29 protein-coding genes and 1 rRNA gene are annotated in these 24,408 nt (G+C 37.3%); 28 read left to right on the plus strand and 2 right to left on the minus strand.

From position 1 onward, the window contains the following. The 15 genes from rrf to ABH966_RS21150 all read left to right on the plus strand — a co-directional run. A 5S ribosomal RNA gene (gene rrf, locus ABH966_RS21080) occupies positions 1–93 on the plus strand; the annotation flags it as partial. Positions 94–209: 116 nt separating this feature from the next. Next, complete coding sequence (locus ABH966_RS21085) at positions 210–644, plus strand: SRPBCC domain-containing protein (RefSeq protein WP_370081849.1); 435 nt, start codon at positions 210–212, stop codon at positions 642–644. A gap of 268 nt (positions 645–912) precedes the next feature. Further along, a complete protein-coding gene (locus ABH966_RS21090; RefSeq protein WP_370081851.1) occupies positions 913–1,506 on the plus strand; it encodes a TetR/AcrR family transcriptional regulator in 594 nt (197 codons plus the stop codon). 187 nt (positions 1,507–1,693) lie between these two features. After that, entirely contained in the window at positions 1,694–2,230 is a 537-nt protein-coding gene (locus tag ABH966_RS21095) for an HXXEE domain-containing protein (protein WP_370081853.1), read from the plus strand. 88 nt (positions 2,231–2,318) lie between these two features. Beyond that, positions 2,319–3,743, plus strand: coding sequence for an aminotransferase class I/II-fold pyridoxal phosphate-dependent enzyme (locus ABH966_RS21100; RefSeq protein WP_370081855.1), 1,425 nt, complete (start codon positions 2,319–2,321; stop codon positions 3,741–3,743). Between the two features lie 17 nt (positions 3,744–3,760). Beyond that, a complete protein-coding gene (gene tmk, locus ABH966_RS21105; protein ID WP_370081857.1) occupies positions 3,761–4,390 on the plus strand; it encodes a dTMP kinase in 630 nt (209 codons plus the stop codon). Positions 4,391–4,583: 193 nt separating this feature from the next. After that, positions 4,584–4,913, plus strand: a complete 330-nt coding sequence (locus ABH966_RS21110) for a cyclic-di-AMP receptor (RefSeq protein ID WP_049667342.1) — start codon at positions 4,584–4,586, stop codon at positions 4,911–4,913. A gap of 47 nt (positions 4,914–4,960) precedes the next feature. Continuing rightward, the gene (locus tag ABH966_RS21115) at positions 4,961–5,401 is read left to right on the plus strand and encodes a YaaR family protein (RefSeq protein ID WP_370081859.1); all 441 of its coding nucleotides are present in this window, start codon (positions 4,961–4,963) and stop codon (positions 5,399–5,401) included. Between the two features lie 561 nt (positions 5,402–5,962). Continuing rightward, positions 5,963–6,967, plus strand: a complete 1,005-nt coding sequence (holB, locus tag ABH966_RS21120) for a DNA polymerase III subunit delta' (protein ID WP_370081863.1) — start codon at positions 5,963–5,965, stop codon at positions 6,965–6,967. Next, positions 6,960–7,775, plus strand: coding sequence for a PSP1 domain-containing protein (locus ABH966_RS21125; protein ID WP_132364280.1), 816 nt, complete (start codon positions 6,960–6,962; stop codon positions 7,773–7,775). The genes holB and ABH966_RS21125 overlap by 8 nt, the downstream gene beginning before the upstream one ends. Before the next feature lie 27 nt (positions 7,776–7,802). Then, positions 7,803–8,159, plus strand: coding sequence for a DNA replication initiation control protein YabA (gene yabA, locus ABH966_RS21130; RefSeq protein ID WP_370081865.1), 357 nt, complete (start codon positions 7,803–7,805; stop codon positions 8,157–8,159). A 63-nt stretch (positions 8,160–8,222) separates the two neighbouring features. After that, positions 8,223–8,972 (plus strand): tRNA1(Val) (adenine(37)-N6)-methyltransferase, encoded by a 750-nt coding sequence (locus ABH966_RS21135; protein ID WP_370081867.1) that lies wholly within the window; start codon positions 8,223–8,225, stop codon positions 8,970–8,972. After that, on the plus strand, positions 8,956–9,219 hold the full coding sequence (locus ABH966_RS21140; RefSeq protein ID WP_142510476.1) for a GIY-YIG nuclease family protein: 264 nt from the start codon (positions 8,956–8,958) through the stop codon (positions 9,217–9,219). The genes ABH966_RS21135 and ABH966_RS21140 overlap by 17 nt, the downstream gene beginning before the upstream one ends. After that, positions 9,216–10,088, plus strand: coding sequence for a 16S rRNA (cytidine(1402)-2'-O)-methyltransferase (rsmI, locus tag ABH966_RS21145; protein WP_370081869.1), 873 nt, complete (start codon positions 9,216–9,218; stop codon positions 10,086–10,088). Before ABH966_RS21140 ends, rsmI begins: the two co-directional genes overlap by 4 nt. 199 nt (positions 10,089–10,287) lie before the next feature. Then, positions 10,288–10,413: a hypothetical protein gene (locus ABH966_RS21150; protein ID WP_370081871.1), complete on the plus strand. Its 126-nt coding sequence runs from the start codon at positions 10,288–10,290 to the stop codon at positions 10,411–10,413. A gap of 252 nt (positions 10,414–10,665) precedes the next feature. Here ABH966_RS21150 and ABH966_RS21155 read toward each other — a convergent pair whose 3' ends face one another. Further along, on the minus strand, positions 10,666–10,944 hold the full coding sequence (locus ABH966_RS21155; RefSeq protein ID WP_004229214.1) for a transition state genes transcriptional regulator AbrB: 279 nt from the start codon (positions 10,942–10,944) through the stop codon (positions 10,666–10,668). Between the two features lie 583 nt (positions 10,945–11,527). Between ABH966_RS21155 and metG the strand changes: the two genes are divergently transcribed. The 10 genes from metG (at position 11,528) to ABH966_RS21205 (ending at position 20,898) form a co-directional block, all read left to right on the plus strand. Next, on the plus strand, positions 11,528–13,504 hold the full coding sequence (gene metG / locus ABH966_RS21160; protein ID WP_370081873.1) for a methionine--tRNA ligase: 1,977 nt from the start codon (positions 11,528–11,530) through the stop codon (positions 13,502–13,504). A 253-nt stretch (positions 13,505–13,757) separates the two neighbouring features. Next, positions 13,758–14,528: a TatD family hydrolase gene (locus tag ABH966_RS21165; protein WP_370081875.1), complete on the plus strand. Its 771-nt coding sequence runs from the start codon at positions 13,758–13,760 to the stop codon at positions 14,526–14,528. Between the two features lie 135 nt (positions 14,529–14,663). Further along, entirely contained in the window at positions 14,664–15,875 is a 1,212-nt protein-coding gene (locus ABH966_RS21170) for a resuscitation-promoting factor (protein ID WP_370081877.1), read from the plus strand. Between the two features lie 221 nt (positions 15,876–16,096). After that, positions 16,097–16,663, plus strand: coding sequence for a ribonuclease M5 (gene rnmV / locus ABH966_RS21175; protein WP_370081879.1), 567 nt, complete (start codon positions 16,097–16,099; stop codon positions 16,661–16,663). Continuing rightward, positions 16,656–17,537: a 16S rRNA (adenine(1518)-N(6)/adenine(1519)-N(6))-dimethyltransferase RsmA gene (rsmA, locus tag ABH966_RS21180; protein ID WP_370081881.1), complete on the plus strand. Its 882-nt coding sequence runs from the start codon at positions 16,656–16,658 to the stop codon at positions 17,535–17,537. Before rnmV ends, rsmA begins: the two co-directional genes overlap by 8 nt. A 157-nt stretch (positions 17,538–17,694) precedes the next feature. Further along, the gene (veg, locus tag ABH966_RS21185; protein WP_370081883.1) at positions 17,695–17,955 is read left to right on the plus strand and encodes a biofilm formation stimulator Veg; all 261 of its coding nucleotides are present in this window, start codon (positions 17,695–17,697) and stop codon (positions 17,953–17,955) included. Between the two features lie 109 nt (positions 17,956–18,064). Then, positions 18,065–18,247, plus strand: a complete 183-nt coding sequence (locus tag ABH966_RS21190; protein WP_053594103.1) for a small, acid-soluble spore protein, alpha/beta type — start codon at positions 18,065–18,067, stop codon at positions 18,245–18,247. A 523-nt stretch (positions 18,248–18,770) separates the two neighbouring features. Then, positions 18,771–19,637, plus strand: a complete 867-nt coding sequence (gene ispE, locus ABH966_RS21195; RefSeq protein WP_370081886.1) for a 4-(cytidine 5'-diphospho)-2-C-methyl-D-erythritol kinase — start codon at positions 18,771–18,773, stop codon at positions 19,635–19,637. A gap of 56 nt (positions 19,638–19,693) precedes the next feature. Further along, on the plus strand, positions 19,694–20,527 hold the full coding sequence (purR, locus tag ABH966_RS21200) for a pur operon repressor (RefSeq protein WP_370081888.1): 834 nt from the start codon (positions 19,694–19,696) through the stop codon (positions 20,525–20,527). After that, positions 20,524–20,898, plus strand: coding sequence for a RidA family protein (locus ABH966_RS21205; RefSeq protein ID WP_142510486.1), 375 nt, complete (start codon positions 20,524–20,526; stop codon positions 20,896–20,898). Before purR ends, ABH966_RS21205 begins: the two co-directional genes overlap by 4 nt. Positions 20,899–21,051: 153 nt before the next feature. On the opposite strand, the gene ABH966_RS21210 is transcribed toward ABH966_RS21205, so the two are convergent. Continuing rightward, positions 21,052–21,237 (minus strand): hypothetical protein, encoded by a 186-nt coding sequence (locus ABH966_RS21210; protein WP_370081890.1) that lies wholly within the window; start codon positions 21,235–21,237, stop codon positions 21,052–21,054. Between the two features lie 189 nt (positions 21,238–21,426). Between ABH966_RS21210 and spoVG the strand changes: the two genes are divergently transcribed. From spoVG to ABH966_RS21225, 3 genes are all read left to right on the plus strand, one after another. Beyond that, entirely contained in the window at positions 21,427–21,720 is a 294-nt protein-coding gene (gene spoVG, locus ABH966_RS21215; protein ID WP_370081892.1) for a septation regulator SpoVG, read from the plus strand. Between the two features lie 207 nt (positions 21,721–21,927). Beyond that, the gene (glmU, locus tag ABH966_RS21220) at positions 21,928–23,298 is read left to right on the plus strand and encodes a bifunctional UDP-N-acetylglucosamine diphosphorylase/glucosamine-1-phosphate N-acetyltransferase GlmU (protein WP_370081894.1); all 1,371 of its coding nucleotides are present in this window, start codon (positions 21,928–21,930) and stop codon (positions 23,296–23,298) included. Between the two features lie 24 nt (positions 23,299–23,322). Continuing rightward, positions 23,323–24,282, plus strand: a complete 960-nt coding sequence (locus ABH966_RS21225; protein WP_370047888.1) for a ribose-phosphate diphosphokinase — start codon at positions 23,323–23,325, stop codon at positions 24,280–24,282. Positions 24,283–24,408: the final 126 nt, after the last annotated feature.

Below are 24,408 nucleotides of genomic sequence, written 5' to 3' on the forward strand. Positions count from 1 at the left end.
CACACCCGTTCCCATACCGAACACGGAAGTTAAGCTCTTTAGCGCCGATGGTAGTTGGGGGCTTCCCCCTGTGAGAGTAGGACGTCGCTAGGCACAAAGCAGCCACTGAGAAATCAGTGGTTTTTTTAATGTTTAAAAATCGGTAATAACGCCCTGAAAAATGTTAGAATTTAATTGATCTAAATGAATAAATAAAGGGGTGTATTGAAATGGCAACAGGATTATATAGTGAAAATATTCAAATTGAGAAAGCAAAACTACAAGAGTTTATTCATAATAAAGAGCAATGGGCTGTACTAATACCCGGATATTTACATCATGAATTTCCAAATGAACAAAATATGATTTGGGTATTTAAAGGGGATTTTGGCATTATCCAAAAAGCTGTAAAGGTTGAGCTTATGTGCAAGGAATCAAACCCTAATCAAGTTATGTTTGATTTGGTATGCTTATCAGACCCAATAAACGGTGACGGTTATTTTGAAATTACACAAGATCAGGATGGTACATGTCAGTTAGTAGGCAATTTAACAATGAAGGCAAGTGGTTTCTTAGCGGGCATGATGAATCCAATTTTAGAGAAGTTTGTACCACAATTAATTGAAAAGCTAGTACAAGGGATGGCGGTAAAAGCTAGTATCTAGTATGTTGTAGAGAAATTAGAGTTAAGTACATTTTAAAATAGTTTTTATTGATAAACGTGTAATATAAAGGATCGTTGCTATTAGGTGCAATGGTCTTTTTATATTTATCAGCAAAAGTAGTAAGAGATGACATGACATTATATTAAAACGTTTACGAGTCGGAACTGAAATCCTTTACGTTATTCGTACTTATTATATGGAATAACATGACAGATCCCTTTGTGAAGTTTAAATTTGAGTAAACACTCAAAAAAGGTGGTGAAAAGGTTTGGTATCAAAGAAGGATAAAATTTTAGAAGCGTCATTAGAGCTTTTTACTAAAAAGGGCTTTACCGCAACGACTACTAAAGAAATAGCATTAAAGAGCGGAGTAGCAGAGGGGCTTATATTTTATTATTTTAAAGATAAAAATGAACTTCTTAATTATCTTATTCATGAGTTTTCATTTATTGGCTCACTACAAAATGAGATAAAAGAGCTTTCAAAGATGGAGCCATATCCAGCTTTAATTAAATTTGGCCAATTATATGCCAATTTTTTATTAGATCATAAAAACTTTTTAACTTTTATTTGGTCTCCAGAAATAGTACAGAACACAAATGTTAGTAAGGATATTGTGGATTTTATAAATGCAATGGGTGAACAAGTCAGTTCACTTTTGATAAGAGCTTCTTCATGTGCTGTGGAAAAAAAGACGGTAGAAACAGCAGCTTCAATGTTTCTATCAACAATATTAACGCATGTTTTAATTGAAGAAAGAAAAACAGATAAAATGCCAATTGAAAATAATCATTATATTGAAGAGGTAGCTATGTTTATATTAAAAGGGATTCAAAATCCGGGCGCATTTGTTTATCTATAGCAAAAGCAATGCGACAGCGGTAATTATGCCAAGTCGAAATTGATATAAGTTGATTGAAGTGGAGATTAGATGCCCCTAGGAAAGCGCCCAATCGGAACGGAAATCAACCACACGTTATGATGAGAAGCTATTTTTTTTGAGAAATTTTGAGTAATTACTCAATATATTTTAGATAGGAGGAATCATCATGGAACAATGGGTAGGTATTCAAACACTTATTTGGTTATTTCCTATTATGTTTATTCTTCATGATTTTGAAGAAATTATTATGGTTGAAAAGTGGCTAAACAAGAATTCTATCATCTTGTACGAAAGATTGCCGAAAAACATTGCTGATCGGGTTATTAAACAGTTTTCGATGTCGACAGCGCAGTTTGCGGTAGCAGTCATCGTAATATTCATGTTTGTAAGTAGTTCCACTTTTGTGGCAAATCAGTATGTGAATCAAGGGCCATATGGAGATATCTACTTTTTTACTGTTGTTACACTAACCTACTTTCTACATGCGTTCACTCACCTTGCACAGTCTATATTTCTTCGTTCTATTACACCTGGTGCATTCACATCTTTGATAATCGTTATTCCATATAGTTTAATTTTGTATCATTCGTTATTAGTCAATAAAGTCATAACTTGGAACATTATTTTTATTTGCTTACCGTTTTGTCTTTTAGTGATCCCTATTGCATTACTAGCACATTGGATCGGGAAAAAGGTTATATGAATTTCACTTTATTTATCTTCAGCAAATGTTTTTGTAACGTAAGTGTTATAATTAACTAAGAGAATATAACGGAAATGGGTGTTTTGTTTTGCAAAAGAAAAGGCCGATTGTAGAAGGATTAGAGCGCTTTCGACAACAACAAAATATTTCCTTTCATGTCCCAGGGCATAAGCATGGAGAGCTGTCCCATCTTCCTCAGCCCTTTAAAGATGTAATGCGGTATGATGTGACTGAATTATCAGGTCTTGATGACTTACATCACCCAGAGGAAATGATATTAGAGGCAGAAAACTTGTTGGCAGATACATATGGGGCGATGAAAAGTTTCTTTTTAGTAGGCGGATCTACAATTGGAAACTTAGCGATGATTTATGCCACATGTAAAAAAGGAGATACGATTATTGTCCAACGTAATGCACATAAGTCTATATTTCACGCAATTGAGCTTGTTGGAGCAAAACCTGTATTTGTTTCCCCGCTATGGGATGAACGTACATTAACTGCAACACATGTTTCTTATAAAGATTTAAAAGGTGCAGTTGATGATTATCCAGTGGCCCGTGCTGTCGTATTAACGTACCCTACTTATTATGGTATAACATCTAAAGAAATGCAGCAGCAGATCGCGTATTGTCATGAGAAGGGTATTCCTGTTTTAGTGGATGAAGCACATGGTGCCCATTTTAGTGCATGTACTTTATTTCAACCATCAGCATTGACGTTTGGTGCAGATATAGTAGTACAGTCTGCACATAAAACACTACCTGCTATGACAATGGCATCCTTTATGCATGTTAATTCTGATTTAATCGATGTCGACAAAATAAATCACTATTTACGTATGTTACAATCTAGCAGCCCATCCTATCTTTTATTGGCTTCATTAGATGATGCACGTTATTATATACAGACATATTTGGAGAGTGACGGTGCATATATAATAGGAAAAAGAGATCAATGGGTTGAGGCATTACGAGCTATTGGCTCTTTGGAAGTTATTGAGGTAGACGACCCTATAAAATTATTGTTACGTGTTAATGGCTATAGCGGTTTTCAATTACAAGAGGCATTGGAAGCAAAGCATGTATATGCAGAACTAGCAGATGCAAATCAAGTATTGCTTGTGCTACCTTTATTGAAACAGGGACATAACTATCCATTTGCAGAAATACGCGTTCGTATTAAGGATGCTATAACATTGTTAGTAAGTACACCAAAGGCAGAAATAATAACGGCTTCACAAACAGCCTATAATTTTGTAGCTATTACGGAACCAGCCTACACATTTGAGGAAATTGAAAAGGCAGAAAAAGAATGGTTACCGTATATGCGAACAATAGGACGTATCTCTGCTAATATGATTATTCCTTATCCACCAGGCATTCCATTGCTTGTTCCTGGAGAAAAAATAACAGTAGCAAAGCTAAGCCAGCTAGAGGAGTTACTGGCTTGTGGTGCAACGTTCCAAGGAAATCACCGTTTAGAAGAAAAGATGATTGAGATCATTAAATAGTTGGAGGCAATAACAGCATGAATTGCAATTTATTTATTACATTTGAAGGTCCAGAAGGTGCTGGGAAAACAACAGTTATTCAAAAAATAGCCGAGCGACTTGCAGAAGAAAATATTGATGTATTAGCAACGAGAGAACCTGGTGGTATTGAAATTGCTGAGAAAATTAGGAGCATTATTTTAAACCCTGAACATACAGCCATGGATGAGCGTACAGAAGCATTATTATACGCAGCAGCAAGAAGTCAGCATTATTTTGAAAAAGTACGACCTGCGCTGGATGCTGGTAAAACGGTTATTTGCGATCGATTTATCGATTCTTCATTAGCATACCAAGGATATGCGCGTGGTATCGGCGTTGATGAAGTATTATCTATTAACGAGTTTGCAATCGGTAAGATGTTACCCGATATGACAATATTATTTGACCTTGCACCAGAGGTTGGCTTGGCACGGATTCATGCTCATGGAGAGCGAGAAGTAAATCGCTTAGATGTCGAAAGTTTAGCTTTTCATAAGAAAGTTCGGGAAGGATATTTACAGTTAGTAGAGCGTTACCCTGAGCGTATACATGTCGTCAATGCGGATCAAAATATTGAGCGTGTTGTTGAAGATGTATGGTCATTAGTATATGAAGCAATACAGTAAATGCATGAAGTTGTCTACCACAATGTGATATAATGGTAACATCAATAATCATTCAGCAATGTTTTCTGCGCGAAAGCAAAGCGACAGCGACAAATGTTTTCTGCGCGAAAGCGAAGCGACAGCAGCTGAATGCGGATAGATAAAAGGTAACTAAAATTTATTTAGATGAATTTTATCGAAGGGGTGAGTGCGAATGAAGTTAGTCGTAGCTGTAGTGCAAGATCAGGATAGCAGCCGCTTATCGAATGCTTTAACGAAAAATCAGTTTCGTGCAACTAAATTAGCGAGCACAGGAGGATTTTTACGCTCTGGAAATACGACGTTTCTTATTGGGACGGAAGACTCTCTCATACCTAAAGTTTTAGATATTATTCGTGATAATTGTCGAGCACGAGAACAAATGGTTGCCCCTGTTTCGCCATTAGGCGGGAATACAGATTCCTATATACCTTATCCTGTAGAGGTAGAGGTAGGAGGAGCCACAGTTTTTGTATTACCAATTGAACAGTTTCATCATTTTTAAGCACAATATATGTATTTGATAAAGAAAGCAAGTGGGGGCGAAACAGCTTGAAGATCAATCAAGATATACGTGTCGGGTTAAATACTAATCGTAAAGAGCCACTGCATAACAATAACCTAAATAACCGATTTGGAGATATGGTCGTCAAGCAAGGAACCAAATTACAGACTGAACAGCTTACACGATTGCTAGGGGATATTTCTACAGCAGGTGATCGTGTTGCAAGATCACGTAATTTACGAGAACTTGCTCGTTTTAAAATGCTTGTTAAACGATTCCTACAAGAAACGGTAGAGCATGGTATGGATTTAAAGCAATCCCATACTTGGAATCGTTTTGGTGAAGGAAGACGCTTGAAAATAATTGAAACTATTGATACGCGTCTTGTAGAGCTTGCGCAAGATATTTTAGATGAAGAAAAGGAAGCAATTGACCTTCTTGATAAAATCGGTGAGATTAAAGGCTTATTAATTAATTTGTATATGTAAAACCCGTGTCTCGTTCTCTTGTAGGCGCGGGCTTTTTTCAAATCTATTCAGCAGCCAAATTTATTTGTTGAATGACATAAAACTAATCTATCTGCTCTAAAGCCGCAGATATTTCTGTACTAAAATTGGTTCATCACCAAAATTTATGGATGACTTTTGTTAAAACGTCTACTATGTAAATAAGTTGATTGGAGTGGAGGCTGGGCGACTCCTTGGGGATTAGCGATAGAGGAACGAAGGCTAAAACCATCACATCCTGTGATAACGCCTTCGTGACTAACATCGTGTAGGCCCGAGACCCTGGAGCGAGCACATAGGGGAACGAAGGCTAAAAGCATCACGTTCTGTGATAACACCTTCGTGACCAACATCCTGTTGCCCCAAGCGGCTCATCGGACGCCCCCAGGAAGCTCTGCTCTGCGCGAAAGCGAAGCGTCAGCAACAACAAAGCGCCCAGCCGGAACGGAAATCAACCACACGTTTTGGTGATGATCCATAAAATTGAGCAATAGGAAACAATTATGCTATGAGCGTAATTGATATAGGAAGGAATTTAAATTTATGGCCAAGAATGTTGAAGAGCTATTCACACTGCAACCAGTCGTAATGAAGCAGCTTCAAACGATTTTTGACAAAAATAGATTAGCACATGCATACATTTTTGATGGCGAAAAAGGGACAGGCAAAGTAGATATTATGCAGTTTTTTGTCAAATTAATGCTATGTGAGCAACCAAGTCAAAATGTTCCATGTGAAACATGTCGAAATTGCAGACGTGTTGTTTCGGGTAATCATCCAAATATTCATCAAATTTATCCAGAAGGTCAATTTATAAAAATTGATCAAATACGTGATTTAATTGCAGAAATGAAGATGATGGGTGTTGAAGAGGGACGTAAGATTTATGTACTTCATCATGCAGATCGTCTCAATATTGCATCTGCAAACATGATACTTAAATTTTTAGAGGAACCAGAGGGTGAAGTAACTGCAATTTTGTTAACGGAGCAAATGCAGTCAATTTTACCAACGATTCGTTCTCGCTGCCAGCATGTTAAATTCCAAAAAATGCCCCGACACTTATTATTAAAGCATTTGCAAGATAGCAACATTTCTTACTCGATGGCTTCTACAGTGAGCATGCTGACGAACGAGCTCGAAACAGCTATGATTTTAGCAAATGATGAGCAGTTTGCACATGCTCGAAAAACAGTGTTAAAATTAGTAGAGGCAATTCGTCAGAATGTACATGAGGCAATGCTTGTTGTACATGAAGAATGGTTGCCACTGTTTAAAGAAAAAGGCGAGATGGAGCAGGCATTAGATTTACTACTATTTGCTTACCGTGATATAGTGTCAATAAAAGCTAACCCCGAAGTAGCTTGTACTTACCCAGACATGTTACAAACATTTAAAGAAGCTGCGCTACATTCGACTTATGAACGTCTATCTAGTCAAATGGAGTCTATTTTACAGGCACGTTCATCTTTACAGCGTAACATGAATAGGACGTTAATGATGGAGCAGTTAATGCTAAATCTGCAGGAGGGATATACATTTGTATAATGTAGTGGGAGTCCGTTTTAAAAAAGCGGGTAAAATATATTACTTTGATCCAGCATCATATCTACTCGAGGACAGCCAATATGTCATTGTAGAGACAGCTCGCGGTGTAGAATATGGTAAAGTAGTTGTCCCCCAAAAGGTTGTTGGGGATAATGATGTTGTATTACCACTTAAACAAGTTCTACGACCAGCGGATGAACGTGATCGTATCCAAGTAGAGGAAAATGCAGCCGAATCAAAGCATGCATTTGAACTAGCAAGCGCAAAAATCATTGAGCATAATTTAGAAATGAAGCTCGTTGATGTTGAATATACATTTGATCGTAATAAAATCATCTTTTATTTTACGGCTGAAGGACGCGTTGATTTCAGAGATCTTGTAAAAGATTTAGCTTCGGTTTTCAGAACACGTATCGAACTTCGTCAAATTGGTGTTCGTGATGAGGCGAAGTTGTTAGGTGGCATTGGTCCGTGTGGCCGAATGCTTTGCTGCTCAACGTTTTTAGGAGATTTTGAGCCGGTTTCTATTAAAATGGCTAAAGATCAAAACTTATCTTTAAATCCATCCAAAATTTCAGGTCTTTGCGGTCGTTTAATGTGCTGCTTGAAGTATGAAAATGATGAATATGAGGAAGCAAAAGAGGGTATGCCAGACGTTGGTGATATGACGATGACACCAGATGGCCGCGGTAAAGTTGTAGGTTTAAATGTACTGGAAAGACTCATTCAAGTATATTTACAAGAGCAGGAGCGCACAGTCGAGTATACATTAGAAGAACTGCTAGCATGCGAAAAAAATCTTATTTAAGATAGAGAATTGGACGAGGTGGCTTGGGTGAAGGACCGTAATTTCTTAGATACCGTTATGGAGTTCGAACAACAGCTCGAAGCAATGCAGGAGCAATTTAGTGCATTGAAACAATTTGTAGCGTTAATGATGGAGGAGCATAAAGCACTCGAAACAGAAAATCATCACCTTCGTACACGTCTAGAAGAACTACTTTCTAATGAAAACTCTGTACAGGCTTCTGATGTGAAGAAAGAGAATCCGTTAGATATTGGCGAAGGTTATGATAACCTAGCACGTTTATACCAAGAAGGCTTCCATGTTTGTCATGTTCATTTCGGAAGTTCCCGTAAAGGTGAAGACTGTCTGTTTTGTCTATCATTTTTAAATAAACAAAATGTGTAATAGAAGGCTGATTCCCACTATAGTGGTGTCAGTCTTTTGTTTTGTATAGTAGGAGGAAGAAACATGGAAAATTGGTTGAAGGGTGATGAACGATTAGACTATTTATTAGCTGAGAATTTACGTATTATTCAAAGTCCCTCGGTCTTTTCGTTTTCATTGGATGCAGTGCTACTTTCAAAATTTATCAATGTCCCATATCATAAAGGGAAAATTGTTGATTTGTGCTCAGGTAATGGTGTAATTCCACTTTTTCTAAGCGCCAGAACAAAGGGACATATTACAGGAGTAGAAATTCAACCACGTTTATTTGATATGGCTGAGCGAAGTATCCGTTACAATAAGTTAGAAGAACAAATTCATATGGTTCTTGGTGATGTGAAGGAAATTCCTAAGGAGCTTGGTATTGAAAAATATGATGTTGTAACCTGTAATCCACCATATTTTTTAGCACATGAAGCTAGTGATAAAAATTTAAGTGAGCATTACGCTATTGCACGTCATGAACTATATTTAACCCTAGAGGAAGCAATACAATCAGCAAGTAAATTATTAAAGCAAGGCGGAAAGGCAGCTTTTGTTCATCGTCCTGGTCGATTACTAGATATTGTTACGGCAATGCGTGCAAATCGCTTAGAGCCTAAACGTATGCAATTTATTTATCCGAAAGAAGGTAAGGAGGCCAATACACTATTAATAGAAGGAATTAAAGATGGTAAGCCTGATCTGAAAATATTACCGCCCCTGTATGTTTATAATTCGGATAATGAATATACAGCAGAAGTGAGAGAAATCCTTTATGGAAAAGAGCAATAGCCATTATTTTTATGTGTTAGAGTGTGCCGATCAATCCTTTTACGCTGGCTACACGAATAATGTAGACAGGCGTGTCGATGTGCATAATGCTGGTAAGGGAGCAAAATATACGAGAGCGCGAGGTCCAGTGGAATGTATTTATGTAGAGGAATTCGATACAAAACAAGAAGCGATGCGCGCAGAATACGCTTTTAAACAGCTAACACGAAAGCAAAAAATGAAATATATAGGGAGGGATGACGCATGAAATCTCAGAAAAGTACAATGCACGGTCATACAGGTTGTTTATATTTAGTGGCAACGCCTATTGGTAACCTAGAGGATATGAGTGTACGTGCGTTACGTATTTTAAAGGAAGCAGATATTATTGCTGCCGAGGATACACGTAATACAAAGAAGCTATGCAACTACTTTGATATAGAAACACCACTGATAAGCTATCATGAGCATAATTTAGAGGTGGGGGGAGAAAAGCTATTAGCCTTCTTACGTGAAGGAAAAACAGTCGCATTAGTTAGCGATGCTGGTCTACCTTGTATTTCCGATCCAGGTGCAGATATAGTCGAAAAAGCTATCGATCAAGACTTTCCAGTTGTGCCGGTGCCAGGTCCCAATGCTGCAATATCAGCATTAATCGCTTCTGGATTAACACCGCAGCCATTTTTCTTTTACGGATTTTTAAATAGAGGAAAAAAGGACCGTCGACAGCAATTAGAGCAACTAAAAAAACGTCAGGAAACTATTTTGTTTTATGAGGCTCCTCATCGTTTAAAGGACACTTTAAAAGATATGGAATCTATTCTTGGTAATCGTCGAATCGTATTAGCTCGTGAGTTAACTAAAAAATTCGAAGAGTTTTTACGTGGTACGTTGGCTGAAGCAGTGGAATGGTCACAAACGGAGGAAATTCGAGGGGAATTTTGTATTGTCCTTGAAGGTAATGAGAATGCCGAGGAAGAAATTAACGAAGATGCTTATTGGATGACAATGTCTGTCGTTGAACATGTCGATTATATTATTAATGATACAGGCGTTACATCAAAAGAAGCTATAAAGGAAGTAGCAAAACTACGTCAAGTAGCTAAGCGAGAAGTCTATAATGAATACCATAGTTAATGGAAAGAAAGAGGTTGCCTAAATAAGGCGACCTCTTTCTTTGTATATCTAATCAAATAGATGACTCATCACAATAACGTGAGGTTGATTTACGTTCCGGCTGAGCGCTTTGTTGTTGCTGTCGCTACGCTTTCGCACAGAAAACATTTGTTGCTGACGCTTCGCTTTCGCGCAGAGCAAAGATTCCTGGGGGCGTCCGATGAGCCGCTTGGGCCAACACGATGTTGGTCACGAAGGCGTTATCACAGGACGTGATGGTTTTAGCCTTCGTTCCTCTATTGCTGATCCCCAAGGAATCGCCCAGCCTCCACTCCAATCAACTTAACTTCATAGTTTTACAAATGTCACGCCTAACCTTTAGTGAGGAGCATATAAATCAAATAAATTGATAATAATTGTAAAAAATAGTATCCTTAATCATAAAAGGTCTGACATGGACATTATAAGGGACTCGAAAATTGGGTATATTATATTTATCTTCTATTAAATGAAGATAACGCCTCCAGGCATCAAGCCAAGGCGAAATTGATAAAAAAAAACCTAAATCACTGTGCTTGATTTAGGTGTGTATATCAAATTATTTTTTTAAGTTAGATTGGATTTCTTTCACTAACATTTCTGCGCCTTCAGGGCTTAAAATTAATTTGCCTCCAACTAGACGGAAGTTATCATCAGAAACTTCACCAGTTACAGCACATGTCATGTTTGGCATATATTTTTTTAAGATGATTTTGTCATCATCCACATAGATTTCTAAAGCGTCTTTTTCTGCAATACCTAGTGTACGGCGAAGTTCGATTGGAATTACTACACGTCCTAATTCATCGACTTTACGAACGATTCCTGTTGATTTCATAATTATTTTTCCTCCTAATGTAAAAAAGTTATATTGGTATTTCGTCAAATTTCGACATAATTTCCTTGTCTGATAGTTATCATACCAAGTAATGCCATAAACGTCAATTAATTAATACACTAATATTATTGTTTTGAAAAAATTTTTTGAGGAGAAAACAGATATTTTGCTTATTTTAAAAGGTTTTTATTATATATTTTAATTTATAGTAAAAAAGCTTCTCATTTAAGACATTAAATGGATTGGTTCTATCATTCGACATTTTTCGCGCGCGATGAACTATCAATCAATTATGCCTCGGCATAATTGCGTCCGGAATTGGCTTTGTGCCAGGCCTGCAGATGTTTTTTGTGCGAAAGCGTAGTGCTAACGCAGCGGCAGCAACTTGTTTTTGTCTGTGCGAAAGCGAAGCGTCAGCAACAGCACCGATGCTGGTCACTCAGGCGTTTTCACAGGATGTAAAGGTCTTAGCCTGAGTTCCTCTATTTCAGCGGGTGTTTGGACACCCGCTGAAAGAAGTTGAAACGAATTTCGTACTTAGTTAGAATAGATAGTATACTGTGAAACAATGGAGGCAGTTCTTGTGAGCGAACAAAACAAAACATTCTATATAACAACCCCTATTTATTACCCAAGTGGGAAATTCCATATCGGTACAGCGTATACAACTGTAGCATCAGATACAATTGCACGTTATAAACGTTTACGTGGTTATGATGTACGTTTCTTAACGGGAATGGATGAGCATGGGCAAAAGATTCAAGAAAAAGCTGCAGAAGCGGGCAAACATCCTCAAGAATACGTGAATGAAATTGCAGATGCTGCGAAAAAGCTTTGGGCATTGATGGACATTTCATACGATGACTTTATTCAAACGACGCAAGAGCGTCATACGAAAACTGTCGAAAAGATTTTCCAAAAGTTTTTAGATAATGGTGATATTTATAAAGGTGAGTATGAAGGTTCGTACTGTACACCATGTGAATCTTTCTTTACTGAGACACAATTAGTAGAGGGTAACTGTCCAGACTGTGGTCGTCCAGTACACAAAGTTAAAGAGGAATCTTACTTCTTTAATATGAAGAAATACGCAGATCGTCTTTTAGCTTATTATGAAGAAAACCTTGAATTTATTGAGCCTGAATCTCGAAAAAATGAAATGATTAATAACTTCATTAAACCAGGGCTAGAAGATTTATCTGTTTCAAGAACTTCATTTGATTGGGGCATTAAAGTTCCAGGAGACCCTAAACATGTAATTTATGTATGGGTAGATGCCTTAACTAACTATATAACGTCATTAGGATATCTTTCGGAGGATGAAACATTATTCAATAAATATTGGCCGGCAGATGTACATGTAGTTGGTAAAGATATCGTTCGATTCCATACTATTTATTGGCCAATTTTCTTAATGGCACTAGATTTACCACTTCCTAAAAAAGTATTTGCCCATGGTTTTATAATGATGAAAGACGGTAAGATGTCTAAATCAAAGGGCAATGTTATTTATCCTGAAATGTTAATAGAACGTTATGGTTTAGATGCGACACGATATTTCCTATTGCGCGAGTTACCATTCGGATCTGATGGTGTATTTTCGCCAGAATCATTTGTTGAACGTACAAACTTCGACTTAGCAAACGATTTAGGCAATTTATTGAATCGTACTATTTCAATGATTAATAAATATTTCGACGGCATTATTCCAACTGAAAATCTTCAGTCGACAGAATTTGATGCGGCTTTAAAAGAGCAGGCTAAATCGGTACGTATTAAATATGAAGAAAGTATGGAAAAAATGCAATTTAGTGTCGTATTAGCAGACGTATGGACACTTGTTTCAAGAACGAATAAATATATAGATGAAACTCAACCGTGGGTGCTAGCAAAAGAGGAATCAGATAAGCCAAAATTAGGAGCTGTTATGCGAAATTTGGCGGAGAGTTTACACCAAATTGCTGTCATGTTACAACCATTTATGACATCTACTCCCAAACGAATTATTGAACAATTAGGCTTGGATGACAAATTCTTAGCATGGGAAACAATTGAAACATTCGGCAATACTATTCCAGCAAACATTAAAGTGGTAGAAAAAGGGATTCCCATTTTCCCTCGTTTAGAGAGTGAAGTTGAAATTGCGTATATTCGTGAAGAAATGCGTGGTTCAGTGAAAACTCCACAAGTGGAAGAAACAAAAAACGAGCAAAAAGCTGCAGAGGTTCCAGAAATTCCTGAAATTACTATTGATGATTTTATGAAAGTTGATTTACGTGTAGCTACTGTAACAGCGTGTGAAACTATTCCAAAGGCAGACAAATTATTAAAGCTTCAAGTGGATCTTGGATATGAGCAACGACAAGTAGTTTCAGGTATTGCAAAGTTTTATTCTCCAGATGAATTAATTGGTCAAAAAGTGATTGTAGTCTCTAACTTAAAGCCAGTTAAATTACGTGGTGAATTATCACAAGGAATGATTCTAGCTGGTGAAAAAGATGGGATTTTAAAATTAGCATCGGTTGATCCGAAACTAGAGAACGGCGCAAAAGTAAAGTAATAAATTTTAGGAATGCCTGCTGAATGTAAAAAGTTCAGCAGGCTTTTAAAATCCGTCTTGAAAATGAGTGTTTTATTATCTTGAAATAATTTATACACATTATTCATTGAGGTTTTTTAGGTATATAGTAACAAAAGTGGTGTCTGAGGTTATGAGTAATGTTATAATACTAAATTGTTTGTAACAAAATTGTAACACTGATGAAAAATATGAAATAATAATTTCTAATAAAATCTATGTTAGGAGAATGACGATGTTTATTGATACACATGTACACTTAAATGCAGATCAGTATGAAGAAGACTTACAAGAGGTTATAGATAGAGCTCTTGAAGCCAAAGTAGAAACAATGGTTGTTGTTGGTTTCGACCGCAAAACTATAGAAAAAACAATGCAACTGGTTGAACAGTATGATTTTGTTTATGGTGTCATTGGTTGGCACCCTGTCGATGCCATTGATTGTACAGAAGAGGATTTAAATTGGATTGAGAAATTAGCAGCACATCCAAAAATAGTAGGTATTGGTGAAACCGGGTTGGACTATTATTGGGATAAATCCCCGAAAGATGTTCAACAAGCACTTTTTCGCAAGCAAATTCATTTAGCGCAAAAGCTGAATTTACCAATCATTATTCATAACAGGGATGCTACTGGAGATGTTGTACAAATTTTACGTGAAGAAAACGCTGCTTCCGTGGGAGGCGTTATGCATTGTTATAGTGGCAGTGTGGAAACCGCACAAGAATGTATTGCTATGAATTTTATGATTAGTCTTGGTGGGCCGGTGACATTTAAAAATGCACGAATGCCGAAAGAAGTGGCGACAGAAATACCTTTAGAACATTTGATGATTGAAACTGATGCACCGTATTTAGCACCTCATCCATATCGAGGAAAACGTAATGAGCCAGCTTTAGTGCCATTAGTTGCAGAAGAAATTGCCCGTTTAAAAGGATTAACGATTGAGGAAATTGCACAAGTAACGACAGCCAATGCGAAAAAATTTTTTAGGATTGACAATTAACTAGCTGAGATGCCTCCAATACTGGGTTTGTGGTTGGCTAAAAAGGGAATGTCAATTTTCTTTGAAATACATTCGGGTTGACAGTGCCAAATCTAGTACGTATAATCCAACTTTGTATTAAGGAGGCGTTTTTTCATGTCAAATAATTCCATGAAAAACTTGTTCTTAGGATCATTGAGGAGTAAGCAAACAGTGATAAGCATTATTTCACTTGTCCTGTTTGTATCTGTAATTTCATTTGTACTTTATCAAGGTACTAAAAAGTCCGTAACGCTTGATGCGAACGGAGAAACAATCGAAGTAACAACACATGCCAAAACTGTAGAACAATTATTACAAGATCAAAATATAGACGTAGCAGAGCATGACAAAATATCACCCTCTCTGAACACCAAAATTGTTAATGGATTAGCAATTTCATGGGAACAGGCAAAAGAAGTAACTATTTCAGTTGATGGAAATCAGTCAAAAGTTTGGACAACTGAAACACAAGTGAAAGACATTTTGAAAGAAGCAAATATTGAAGTATCAGAGCATGACTCATTAGTACAAGGTCTAGATACAGAAGTAGGAGCAGACAACAAGATCGATATTCAAAAGGCGTTTCAAGTATCGCTTGTCGATGGCGTAAACGAGAGACAAGTATGGTCCACTTCGACTACGGTCGCTAACTTTTTAAAACAACAAGGAATTCAACTAAATGAATTCGATCGTGTCGAGAATAACCTGAAGGACGTAATCACTCCGCAGAGTAAAATCACAGTAGTTCGCGTAGAAAAGGTTATCGATGTAGTGGAAGAATCTTTAGATTTCGCAATTGAAAAGAAGCAGGATGCTTCATTGCAAAAAGGAAAACAAAAAGTTGTAACAGCAGGCCAAAAAGGATTAATGACTAAAACATATGAAGTTGTGAAAGAGAATGGCCAAGTTGTAACTAAAAATTTACAATCAGAGAAAGTTGTAAAAGAATCGCAAAAGCAAGTGGTTGCAGTAGGTACTAAAACTGTAGTAGCTAGCGCAGCGACTGTATCACGTGGTTCATCAGAGCCAGCTAGTGGTAAAGAATTTTATGTAACAGCAACCGCTTATACACCTAATTGTAGCGGCTGCTCGGGGATATCTGCCACTGGGATTAATTTGCAATCAGGATCTGGGTTGAAAGTAATAGCTGTAGACCCTTCTGTTATTAAGCTCGGTTCAAAAGTTTGGGTTGAGGGCTATGGAACAGCTATTGCAGGAGATACTGGTGGTGCAATTAAGGGTAATCGGATCGACATACTTGTACAATCTGAATCCCAAGCTAGTAATTGGGGAGTAAGGAAAGTGCGTATAAAAGTATTAAATTAAAAAAATTGTAAAATTAATCAAAATGTTTTTCACTATTATTAGCTTTCCTGTTTTGACTGGCGGGAAAGCTTTTTTATTTTTTTCAGTAATTTGTTCTAGAGAATCAACAATAGCAAAATCAAGGCTGAATATTATAAAAGATGAATAGCCGGGTATTTCTGTACAATCGTACAGTGCAGTTGTAAAATGGTCTGAAGATAAGGTAGAAAAGAGGAGCCTTTTTGCAAATAAAAGAAATCATTGTTGTTGAAGGAAAAGATGATACAACAGCTATTAAGCGAGCTGTACAAGCAGATACTATAGAAACAAATGGATCGGCTATTTCAGAGGAAACACTGAAGAGAATTCAACATGCACAGGATAAAAGAGGTGTTATTGTTTTTACTGATCCAGATTATCCAGGACGTCGAATTCGTTCCATTATCGAGGAGCATGTAAAAGGTGTAAAACACGCTTTTTTACCGAAAGCCAAAACAATTGCGAAAAACGGTAAAGGACTAGGCATTGAGCATGCAGCAGATGAAGATATACGCGAGGCACTGCAACATGTCTATACCCCAAATGAGATTGAGCCAACCACAGATGATATCACTCTCGAAGATTTAATGACGGCACATTTAATTGGCCATCCACGGGCGAAGACTCGACGTGATCGTCTTGGAGAAATTTTGAATATTGGTGCAACAAACGGCAAACAACTTCATAAAAGATTGAAAATGTTTCAAATTACAGAAAAGCAATTTGGTGCGGCAATCGCACAGTTAGATCAGGAGGAAAACGATGCATAAGGATATTGCAACACCAATTAGAACACAGGAAATTTTAAGAAAATATGGATTTTCATTTAAAAAAAGCTTAGGTCAAAACTTTTTAATAGATCCGAACATTTTACGAAATATTGTTAGTCATGCAAATTTAACTGAAAATAGTGGCGCAATCGAAGTTGGTCCTGGCATTGGAGCATTAACAGAGCATTTAGCAAGAAGTGCAAAAAAGGTTGTATCTTTTGAAATTGATCAGAGATTATTACCTGTATTAGAAGACACACTTAGCCCATATAATAATGTAACTATTGTACATTCAGATGTTTTAAAGGCGGATGTGGCTAAAGTAATTCAGGAAGAGATGCCAGGTATTGAAGATATTATGGTTGTAGCGAATTTACCTTATTATGTGACGACACCAATTTTAATGAAATTACTTAATGATCGTTTGCCGATTCGCGGTTTCGTTGTCATGATGCAAAAGGAGGTTGCAGATCGTATTACAGCTAAGCCTGGAACGAAGGAGTACGGTTCTTTATCAATTGCGATTCAATATTATGTAAAGGCTGATATTGCCATGACGGTACCGAAAACTGTTTTTATGCCGCAACCAAACGTGGATTCTGCAGTGATCCGTCTTATTAAGCATGATGAACCTCCAGTAAACGTAATTGATGAGGATTTTTTATTCGTTGTTACTCGTGCGTCGTTTGTACAACGACGAAAAACAATCTTCAATAATTTACAATCAGGTTTACCAAATGGTAAGGTACACAAAGAAAAAATTATGGATGCTTTAAGAGCGGTAAATATTGAACCAACACGTCGAGGAGAGACCCTAACCATTCAAGAGTTTGGAAAATTAGCCGATGCACTATACCCTACATTTGCAAAGTAAAAAATTTTTGTTAACTTTTTTGAGTATAAGTAAAAAAACATGTCTTTTTTATGAAAAATAAGTTGACAACATTAATTAGAGGCTGATAAAATAATATATTTTGTTGACATTTTTGGGCGAATCGCTTATACTATTTATTAGTGAGGTGTAAGCGAAAATGCCAAAAACTTTAGCGGACATTAAAAAGTCGTTGGATTGTCATTTGGGTAAACGTTTGCAGTTAAAAGCAAACGGAGGTCGCAAAAAAACGGTCGAGTGTGCAGGGGTATTGCGTGAGACATATCGCGCTATCTTTGTAGTTGAGCTTGATCAAGAAGACAATACGTGCAAGCGCGTATCGTATAGCTACACAGATATTTTAACTGAGGCAGTAGAGATTACATTTTTAGACGAAGCACAAGCTGCTATCGCAAAATAGTTTCTAGTACTTATTTCTATATTTTGAAACACTCATGTATAAAAACTGCATGAGTGTTTTGCGTTTTCTGGGGCATACTAAAATCGTCAGTTGTTAAGGAGGAGTTTATATGCCTAGAAAAGGTATCATGTCACCTCGTTTAAAGGAAGAGATCGCTAAAGAGCTTGGATTTTATGATGTTGTGCAACGAGAAGGCTGGGGCGGCATAAAAGCTCGAGACGCCGGTAATATGGTCAAACGTGCCATCGAAATGGCTGAAAGAGCAAGTAGTGAGCAAGAGCATAATAAGTAGCCTCTTTGTGAAAATAGACCACTTATTATTTTGAAACTTCAATTACAGGGATGAAAACTTCCTGTATACACAACAACACGACTGACGAAAGAGAACCGTTACACCAAATAGGGGTATACGGTTCTTTTTTTCCATTTTCACATTCCCATTATGGTAAAATAAAATGAATAATCTTGTGAAAGATGAATGACAGGTTTATCTTCATTCAGAAAATGTTTTATATAGCGAAGTGAACGCCAGCTACTGATGTTTTGTAACAGTTACAGAAGACTCCTACATCTAAAGACAGACAAAGTGTAATTTCTATTCAGTGTGTATTAAAATATCAAACTGAATGATCTGTCAGATGTTACGGTTTAAAGGACAAGCTAGGAGGTTAGCCTAACTCCATGCGATAAGGCTTATTAACCTGCATCGGTAGCTTTAATTTAAAATTAGGAGCATTGTTTATCTGTGCGAGGCGAAGCGTCAGCCAATTGCGCTAATGCGTAATTGATAAGTGTAGCTATAAGGAGGAAGAAAGATGCTTTATGTAAAGGCGCCTGCAAAAATAAATTTAACATTAGATGTGCTTTATAAAAGACCAGATAATTTTCATGAGGTAGAGATGGTCATGACAACTGTGGATTTAGCTGACCGTATCTGCCTAGAATCTCGAGAAGATGGCGTAATTGAAATAATTTCTACTGATAATTTCGTGCCAAATGATCACCGAAATTTTGCTTATCAGGCAGCGCGTCTAGTTAAAGATACATACGGCATTGGACAAGGTGTATCCATTACTATAGAAAAGGAAATACCAATCGCAGCAGGGTTAGCAGGTGGCAGTAGCGATGCGGCTGCTACACTAAAGGGTTTAAATGAGTTGTGGAATTTAGGGTTATCTATAGATGAGTTAGCTGAATTAGGTGCGAAAATTGGTTCGGATGTTTCATTTTGTGTCTATGGTGGCACAGCATTAGCAACGGGGCGCGGAGAAAAAATTCAGGAATTGCCTGCACCACCAAACTGTTGGGTAGTCTTAGCTAAGCCTAAAATAGGTGTCTCTACTGCAGAGGTATATGGAGGATTAAAGGTTGAAGGGTTAGAACATCCAAATACGAAGCAAATGATTCATGCTATTGAAACGGAAGATTATGAGCTACTATGTGCATCATTAGGGAATGTTTTGGAAACTGTAACTTTTAAGCTACATCCAGAAGTAGTAATGTTAAAGGAACAAATGAAGCGCTTTGGAGCAGATGCAACATTAATGAGTGGAAGCGGTCCGACGGTGTTTGGTTTAGTGGATAGTGAAGCTCGAGTGAGCCGAATTTATAATGGTTTACGTGGTTTTTGCGAAGAAGTATATGCTGTTCGGATTTTAGGTGAGCGAAATTCGCTTGCTTAAAACCGCAAATTTATGTTAATTTTACCTATAAATATTCGTGTTTAGGAGAGGGTCGCATGAAATGGAAGCGTAGTGAACGACTAGTTGATATGACGTACTATTTACTAGAACATCCACATCAGCTGATCCCGCTAACTTATTTTTCTGAACTATATCAATCTGCAAAGTCTTCTATTAGTGAAGATTTGACGATTGTAAAAGAAACTTTCGAAGAAAAAGGAATCGGGTTATTGATGACAGTACCGGGCGCTGCAGGAGGAGTTAAGTATATTCCTAAAATGTCCGAGGTTGAGGTCCGTTTAGTTATTCATGATTTAAAGGCGGAGCTTGAGCATTCAGATCGTTTGTTACCGGGCGGTTATTTATTTATGACGGACTTACTCGGCAATCCAGATTTAATTAATCGAGTGGGAAAGGTATTTGCATCCGCATTTGCTGATCAACAAATTGATGTCATAATGACTGTCGCAACAAAGGGGATCTCTATTGCCCACGCAATTGCAAGACATTTAAATGTACCAGTTGTTGTTGTCAGAAGAGATAGTAAGGTAACTGAAGGCTCTACAGTCAGCATCAACTATGTATCTGGTTCTTCCAGAAGAATTCAGACAATGGTATTATCAAAAAGAAGCATGAAGAGTGGGCAACGAGTGCTTATTACTGACGACTTTATGAAGGTCGGTGGTACAATGAACGGCATGAAAAATCTATTAGAGGAATTTGACTGTCAGCTAGCTGGTATTGCAGTGCTTGTAGAGGCTGAGCATGCAGACGAAACTTTAGTAGATGATTATTATTCACTAGTAAAGCTTCATGAGGTCAATGAAAAAGACCGTACAATTGCACTAAGTGAAGGTAACTATTTTTCTAAAAGGGGAAATGACAAATGAAAGTAGTAGCAACAACAAATGCACCAGCAGCAATTGGACCATATTCACAAGGGATTATTGTAAATGGCATGTTTTATAGCTCAGGTCAGATCCCACTAACAGCAACAGGCGAATTAGTGGAAGGTGATATCACTGTTCAAACAAATCAAGTATTTGCAAATTTAAAAGCAGTTCTAGCTGCTGCTGGATCATCTTTGGACAATGTTATTAAAACAACCGTTTTTATGAAGGATATGAACGACTTTGTTGCAATGAATGAAGTATATGCTAGCCACTTTGGTGATCATAAACCAGCTCGTTCAGCCGTAGAGGTTGCACGTCTACCAAAAGATGTGAGAGTAGAAATCGAAGTTATTGCCATCGTTAAATAAGGAATTTTTTAAGCTCACTAGAAGAGAATCTTTTAGTGGGCTTTTTTTTATAGCAATGTTTTCTGCGCGAAAGCAAAGCGACAGCGACAAATGTTTTCTGCGCGAAAGCAAAGCGACAGCGACAATACGCCAAGGGGAAGTGAATATTCTAAACTACAAGTAGTATCGCTGATAAAGTAGTGAAATCGATGATAGAATTCCAATAATCGCTGATAAAAATGGAAAAACCGCTAATAGAGTTCCAATAATCGCTGATAAAAATAAAATAACCGCTGATAAAACCCCAACAATCGCCGATAAGGAGCAAATCGCTGATAAAACTCCTAAAAGTATTACCAAACTGAAAAGTAACACCCATAGAGGGCGACTGACAAACAATTGACAAAATTTACGTATAAAAAAGGAAATATTATACTAATAAGTATTCAAATTTTTTAGAAAATTTGATAGACTAGAAAAAGGAAAATATTCGGTAATAAAGAATATTATATTTTCATTTAGGCATCTAAGAAGAGAGGTGGTGAGAAAATGGAAGTTACTGATGTAAGATTACGTCGTGTACAGACGGATGGTCGCATGCGTGCGATTGCTTCCATTACACTCGACAATGAGTTCGTAGTTCATGATATTCGTGTGATTGATGGCAATACAGGTTTGTTCGTTGCTATGCCAAGTAAACGAACGCCAGATGGTGAATTTAGAGATATTGCGCATCCTATCAATTCTACTACTCGTAATAAAATTCAGGAGATTATTTTAAACGAGTACCATAATTCAAGCGAAGTAGAAGCAGCAGAAGAATTAGAAGGAATTGGCGTATAGTTAAAGAGAGCTCTTCATAATTTGGAGAGTTCTTTTTATTTTGAGAATAAGAGAAAATGAGTAGTTTTAGGACATACATATTAACATTCGAGCATAAGGTGCATATGATTTGGAAATTCATCTTTTTGTCAAGTCAACATGCCTTGAAAATAGATGGATTTTGCTATATAGTCATAAGAGAAAATGAGCGTATTGGAGGACTTACAGATGAGCAACATTTTTGCTGTCATTTTGGCTGCAGGTCAAGGTACACGTATGAAGTCCAAATTATATAAAGTGCTCCATCCAGTATGTGGGAAGCCAATGGTACAACATGTGGTGGATCACATTCAAACGTTAGATGTGAATCGCATTGTAACGGTTGTAGGACATGGTGCAGAAAAGGTGAAACAACAGCTTGGCGATAAAAGCGAGTATGTTTTACAGGCTGAACAGTTAGGGACAGCTCATGCTGTACAACAGGCGGAGGCAATTTTAGGTAGCGAAGAAGGGACAACATTAGTTGTTTGTGGCGATACACCACTTATTCGCCCTGAAACGATGCAAGCATTATTCGAGCATCATCAAGCAAAGAATGCTAAAGCAACGATTTTAACAGCTATTGCTGAAAATCCAACAGGCTATGGTCGTATTTTACGTGGCGACAATGGACAAGTGGAGCAAATTGTTGAGCAAAAGGATGCTTCAGCAGAGCAGCAATTAGTGAAAGAGATTAATACGGGCACATATTGCTTCGATAATAAAGCGTTATTTGAGACATTGAAGCTTGTGAAAAATGACAATGCTCAGGGTGAGTATTATTTACCTGATGTGATTGAAATTTTACAAAAACAAGGCGATGTCGTTGAAGCATTTGTAACGGAAGATTTTGAAGAAACACTTGGTGTCAATGATCGTGTTGCTCTGTCTCAAGCAGAGGCGCTAATGCGTACAAGAATTAATGAAAAGCATATGCGTAACGGTGTCACAATTATTAATTCAGAAGCAACATACATCAGCGCTGAGGCAATGATTGGTCGTGATACTGTCATCCAACCAGGTTCTATGATTGAAGGTACAACTGTTATTGGTGAAGATTGTATAATTGGGCCAAACACACAAATCATTGATAGCCGTATCGGTGACCGAACAACTGTACATTCTTCTGTTGTACGTGAAAGCGCTGTAGCAGAAGACACAGCTATAGGACCGTTTGCAAATATTCGACCACTTTCTGATATAGGTAGCCATGTGAAAATTGGTAACTTTGTAGAAGTGAAGAAAAGTAAACTAGGTAATGACACGAAAGTATCCCACTTAAGCTATATTGGCGATGCTGAAATAGGAAGCAATGTCAATATTGGCTGTGGTTCCATTACAGTAAACTATGATGGGAAAAACAAGTTCCAAACAATTATTGAAGATGATGTATTTGTAGGATGTAATACTAACTTAGTAGCGCCAGTGAAAGTTGGAAAAGGTTCATTTATTGCAGCAGGATCTACAATTACAAAAGAAGTTCCTGAGGATGCGCTAGCAATTGCTCGTGCAAGACAAGAAAACAAACCGAATTATGTAAGCAAATTAAATTCAAAATAATTATCAACTAAACAGGAGGCCATCATGCCGTATCATTATGCAAACTCACAATTAAAAATATTTTCACTTAACTCTAACAATCCGCTCGCTCAAGAAATTGCGCAAGAAATGGGTGTTGAATTAGGTAAATCTTCTGTTAAACACTTCAGCGATGGAGAGGTTCAAATTAGCATTGAAGAAAGTATTCGTGGTTGTGATGTGTTTATCGTGCAGTCTACTTCTGCGCCTGTAAACGAACATTTAATGGAGCTTTTAATTATGGTAGATGCTGTCAAACGCGCATCTGCTCGTACAGTAAACGTTGTAATGCCTTATTATGGATATGCTCGTCAGGACCGTAAAGCAAAAGCACGTGAGCCAATTACAGCTAAATTAGTAGCAAACTTACTTGAAACAGCTGGTGCAACACGTGTTATCGTTTTAGATTTACATGCACCACAAATCCAAGGTTTCTTCGATATTTTAATCGATCACCTGATGGCAGTGCCTTTATTATCTGATCACTTCAAATCAAAAGGTATCCCAGAAGAAGAAATCGTTGTTGTTTCCCCAGACCATGGTGGTGTAACACGTGCTCGTAAAATGGCAGAACGTTTAAAAGCACCTATTGCAATTATTGACAAACGCCGTCCAAAACCAAACGTTGCAGAAGTAATGAACATTGTTGGTAATGTTGATGGTAAAGTGGCAATCTTGATTGATGATATTATTGATACTGCTGGTACGATTACAATCGGCGCGGATGCATTACGTGCAGCTGGTGCGAAAGAAGTTTATGCTTGTTGTTCTCACCCGGTATTATCAGGCCCAGCAATCGAGCGTATCGAAAACTCTTCGATTAAAGAATTAGTTGTAACAAATACAATCCAACTTCCTGAAGAGAAAAAATCTCCAAAAATTACAGAGCTTTCAGTAGCTAAATTGATGGCAGATGCAATCTCTCGTGTCTATGAAAATAAATCTGTAAGTACTCTATTTGATTAATATAAATAAACAGATCCCAATATGTGGCTTATTAAGGACAAATCTACGTTTGTAAGTAGATTTGTCCTTTTTCTAGGTTTCTTTTGTTTGAATTTTCTTGTAAAAGGGTATATGGTAATTGTGACT

The organism is Lysinibacillus sp. RC46 (genome assembly GCF_041262385.1).
GTDB lineage: Bacteria > Bacillota > Bacilli > Bacillales_A > Planococcaceae > Lysinibacillus.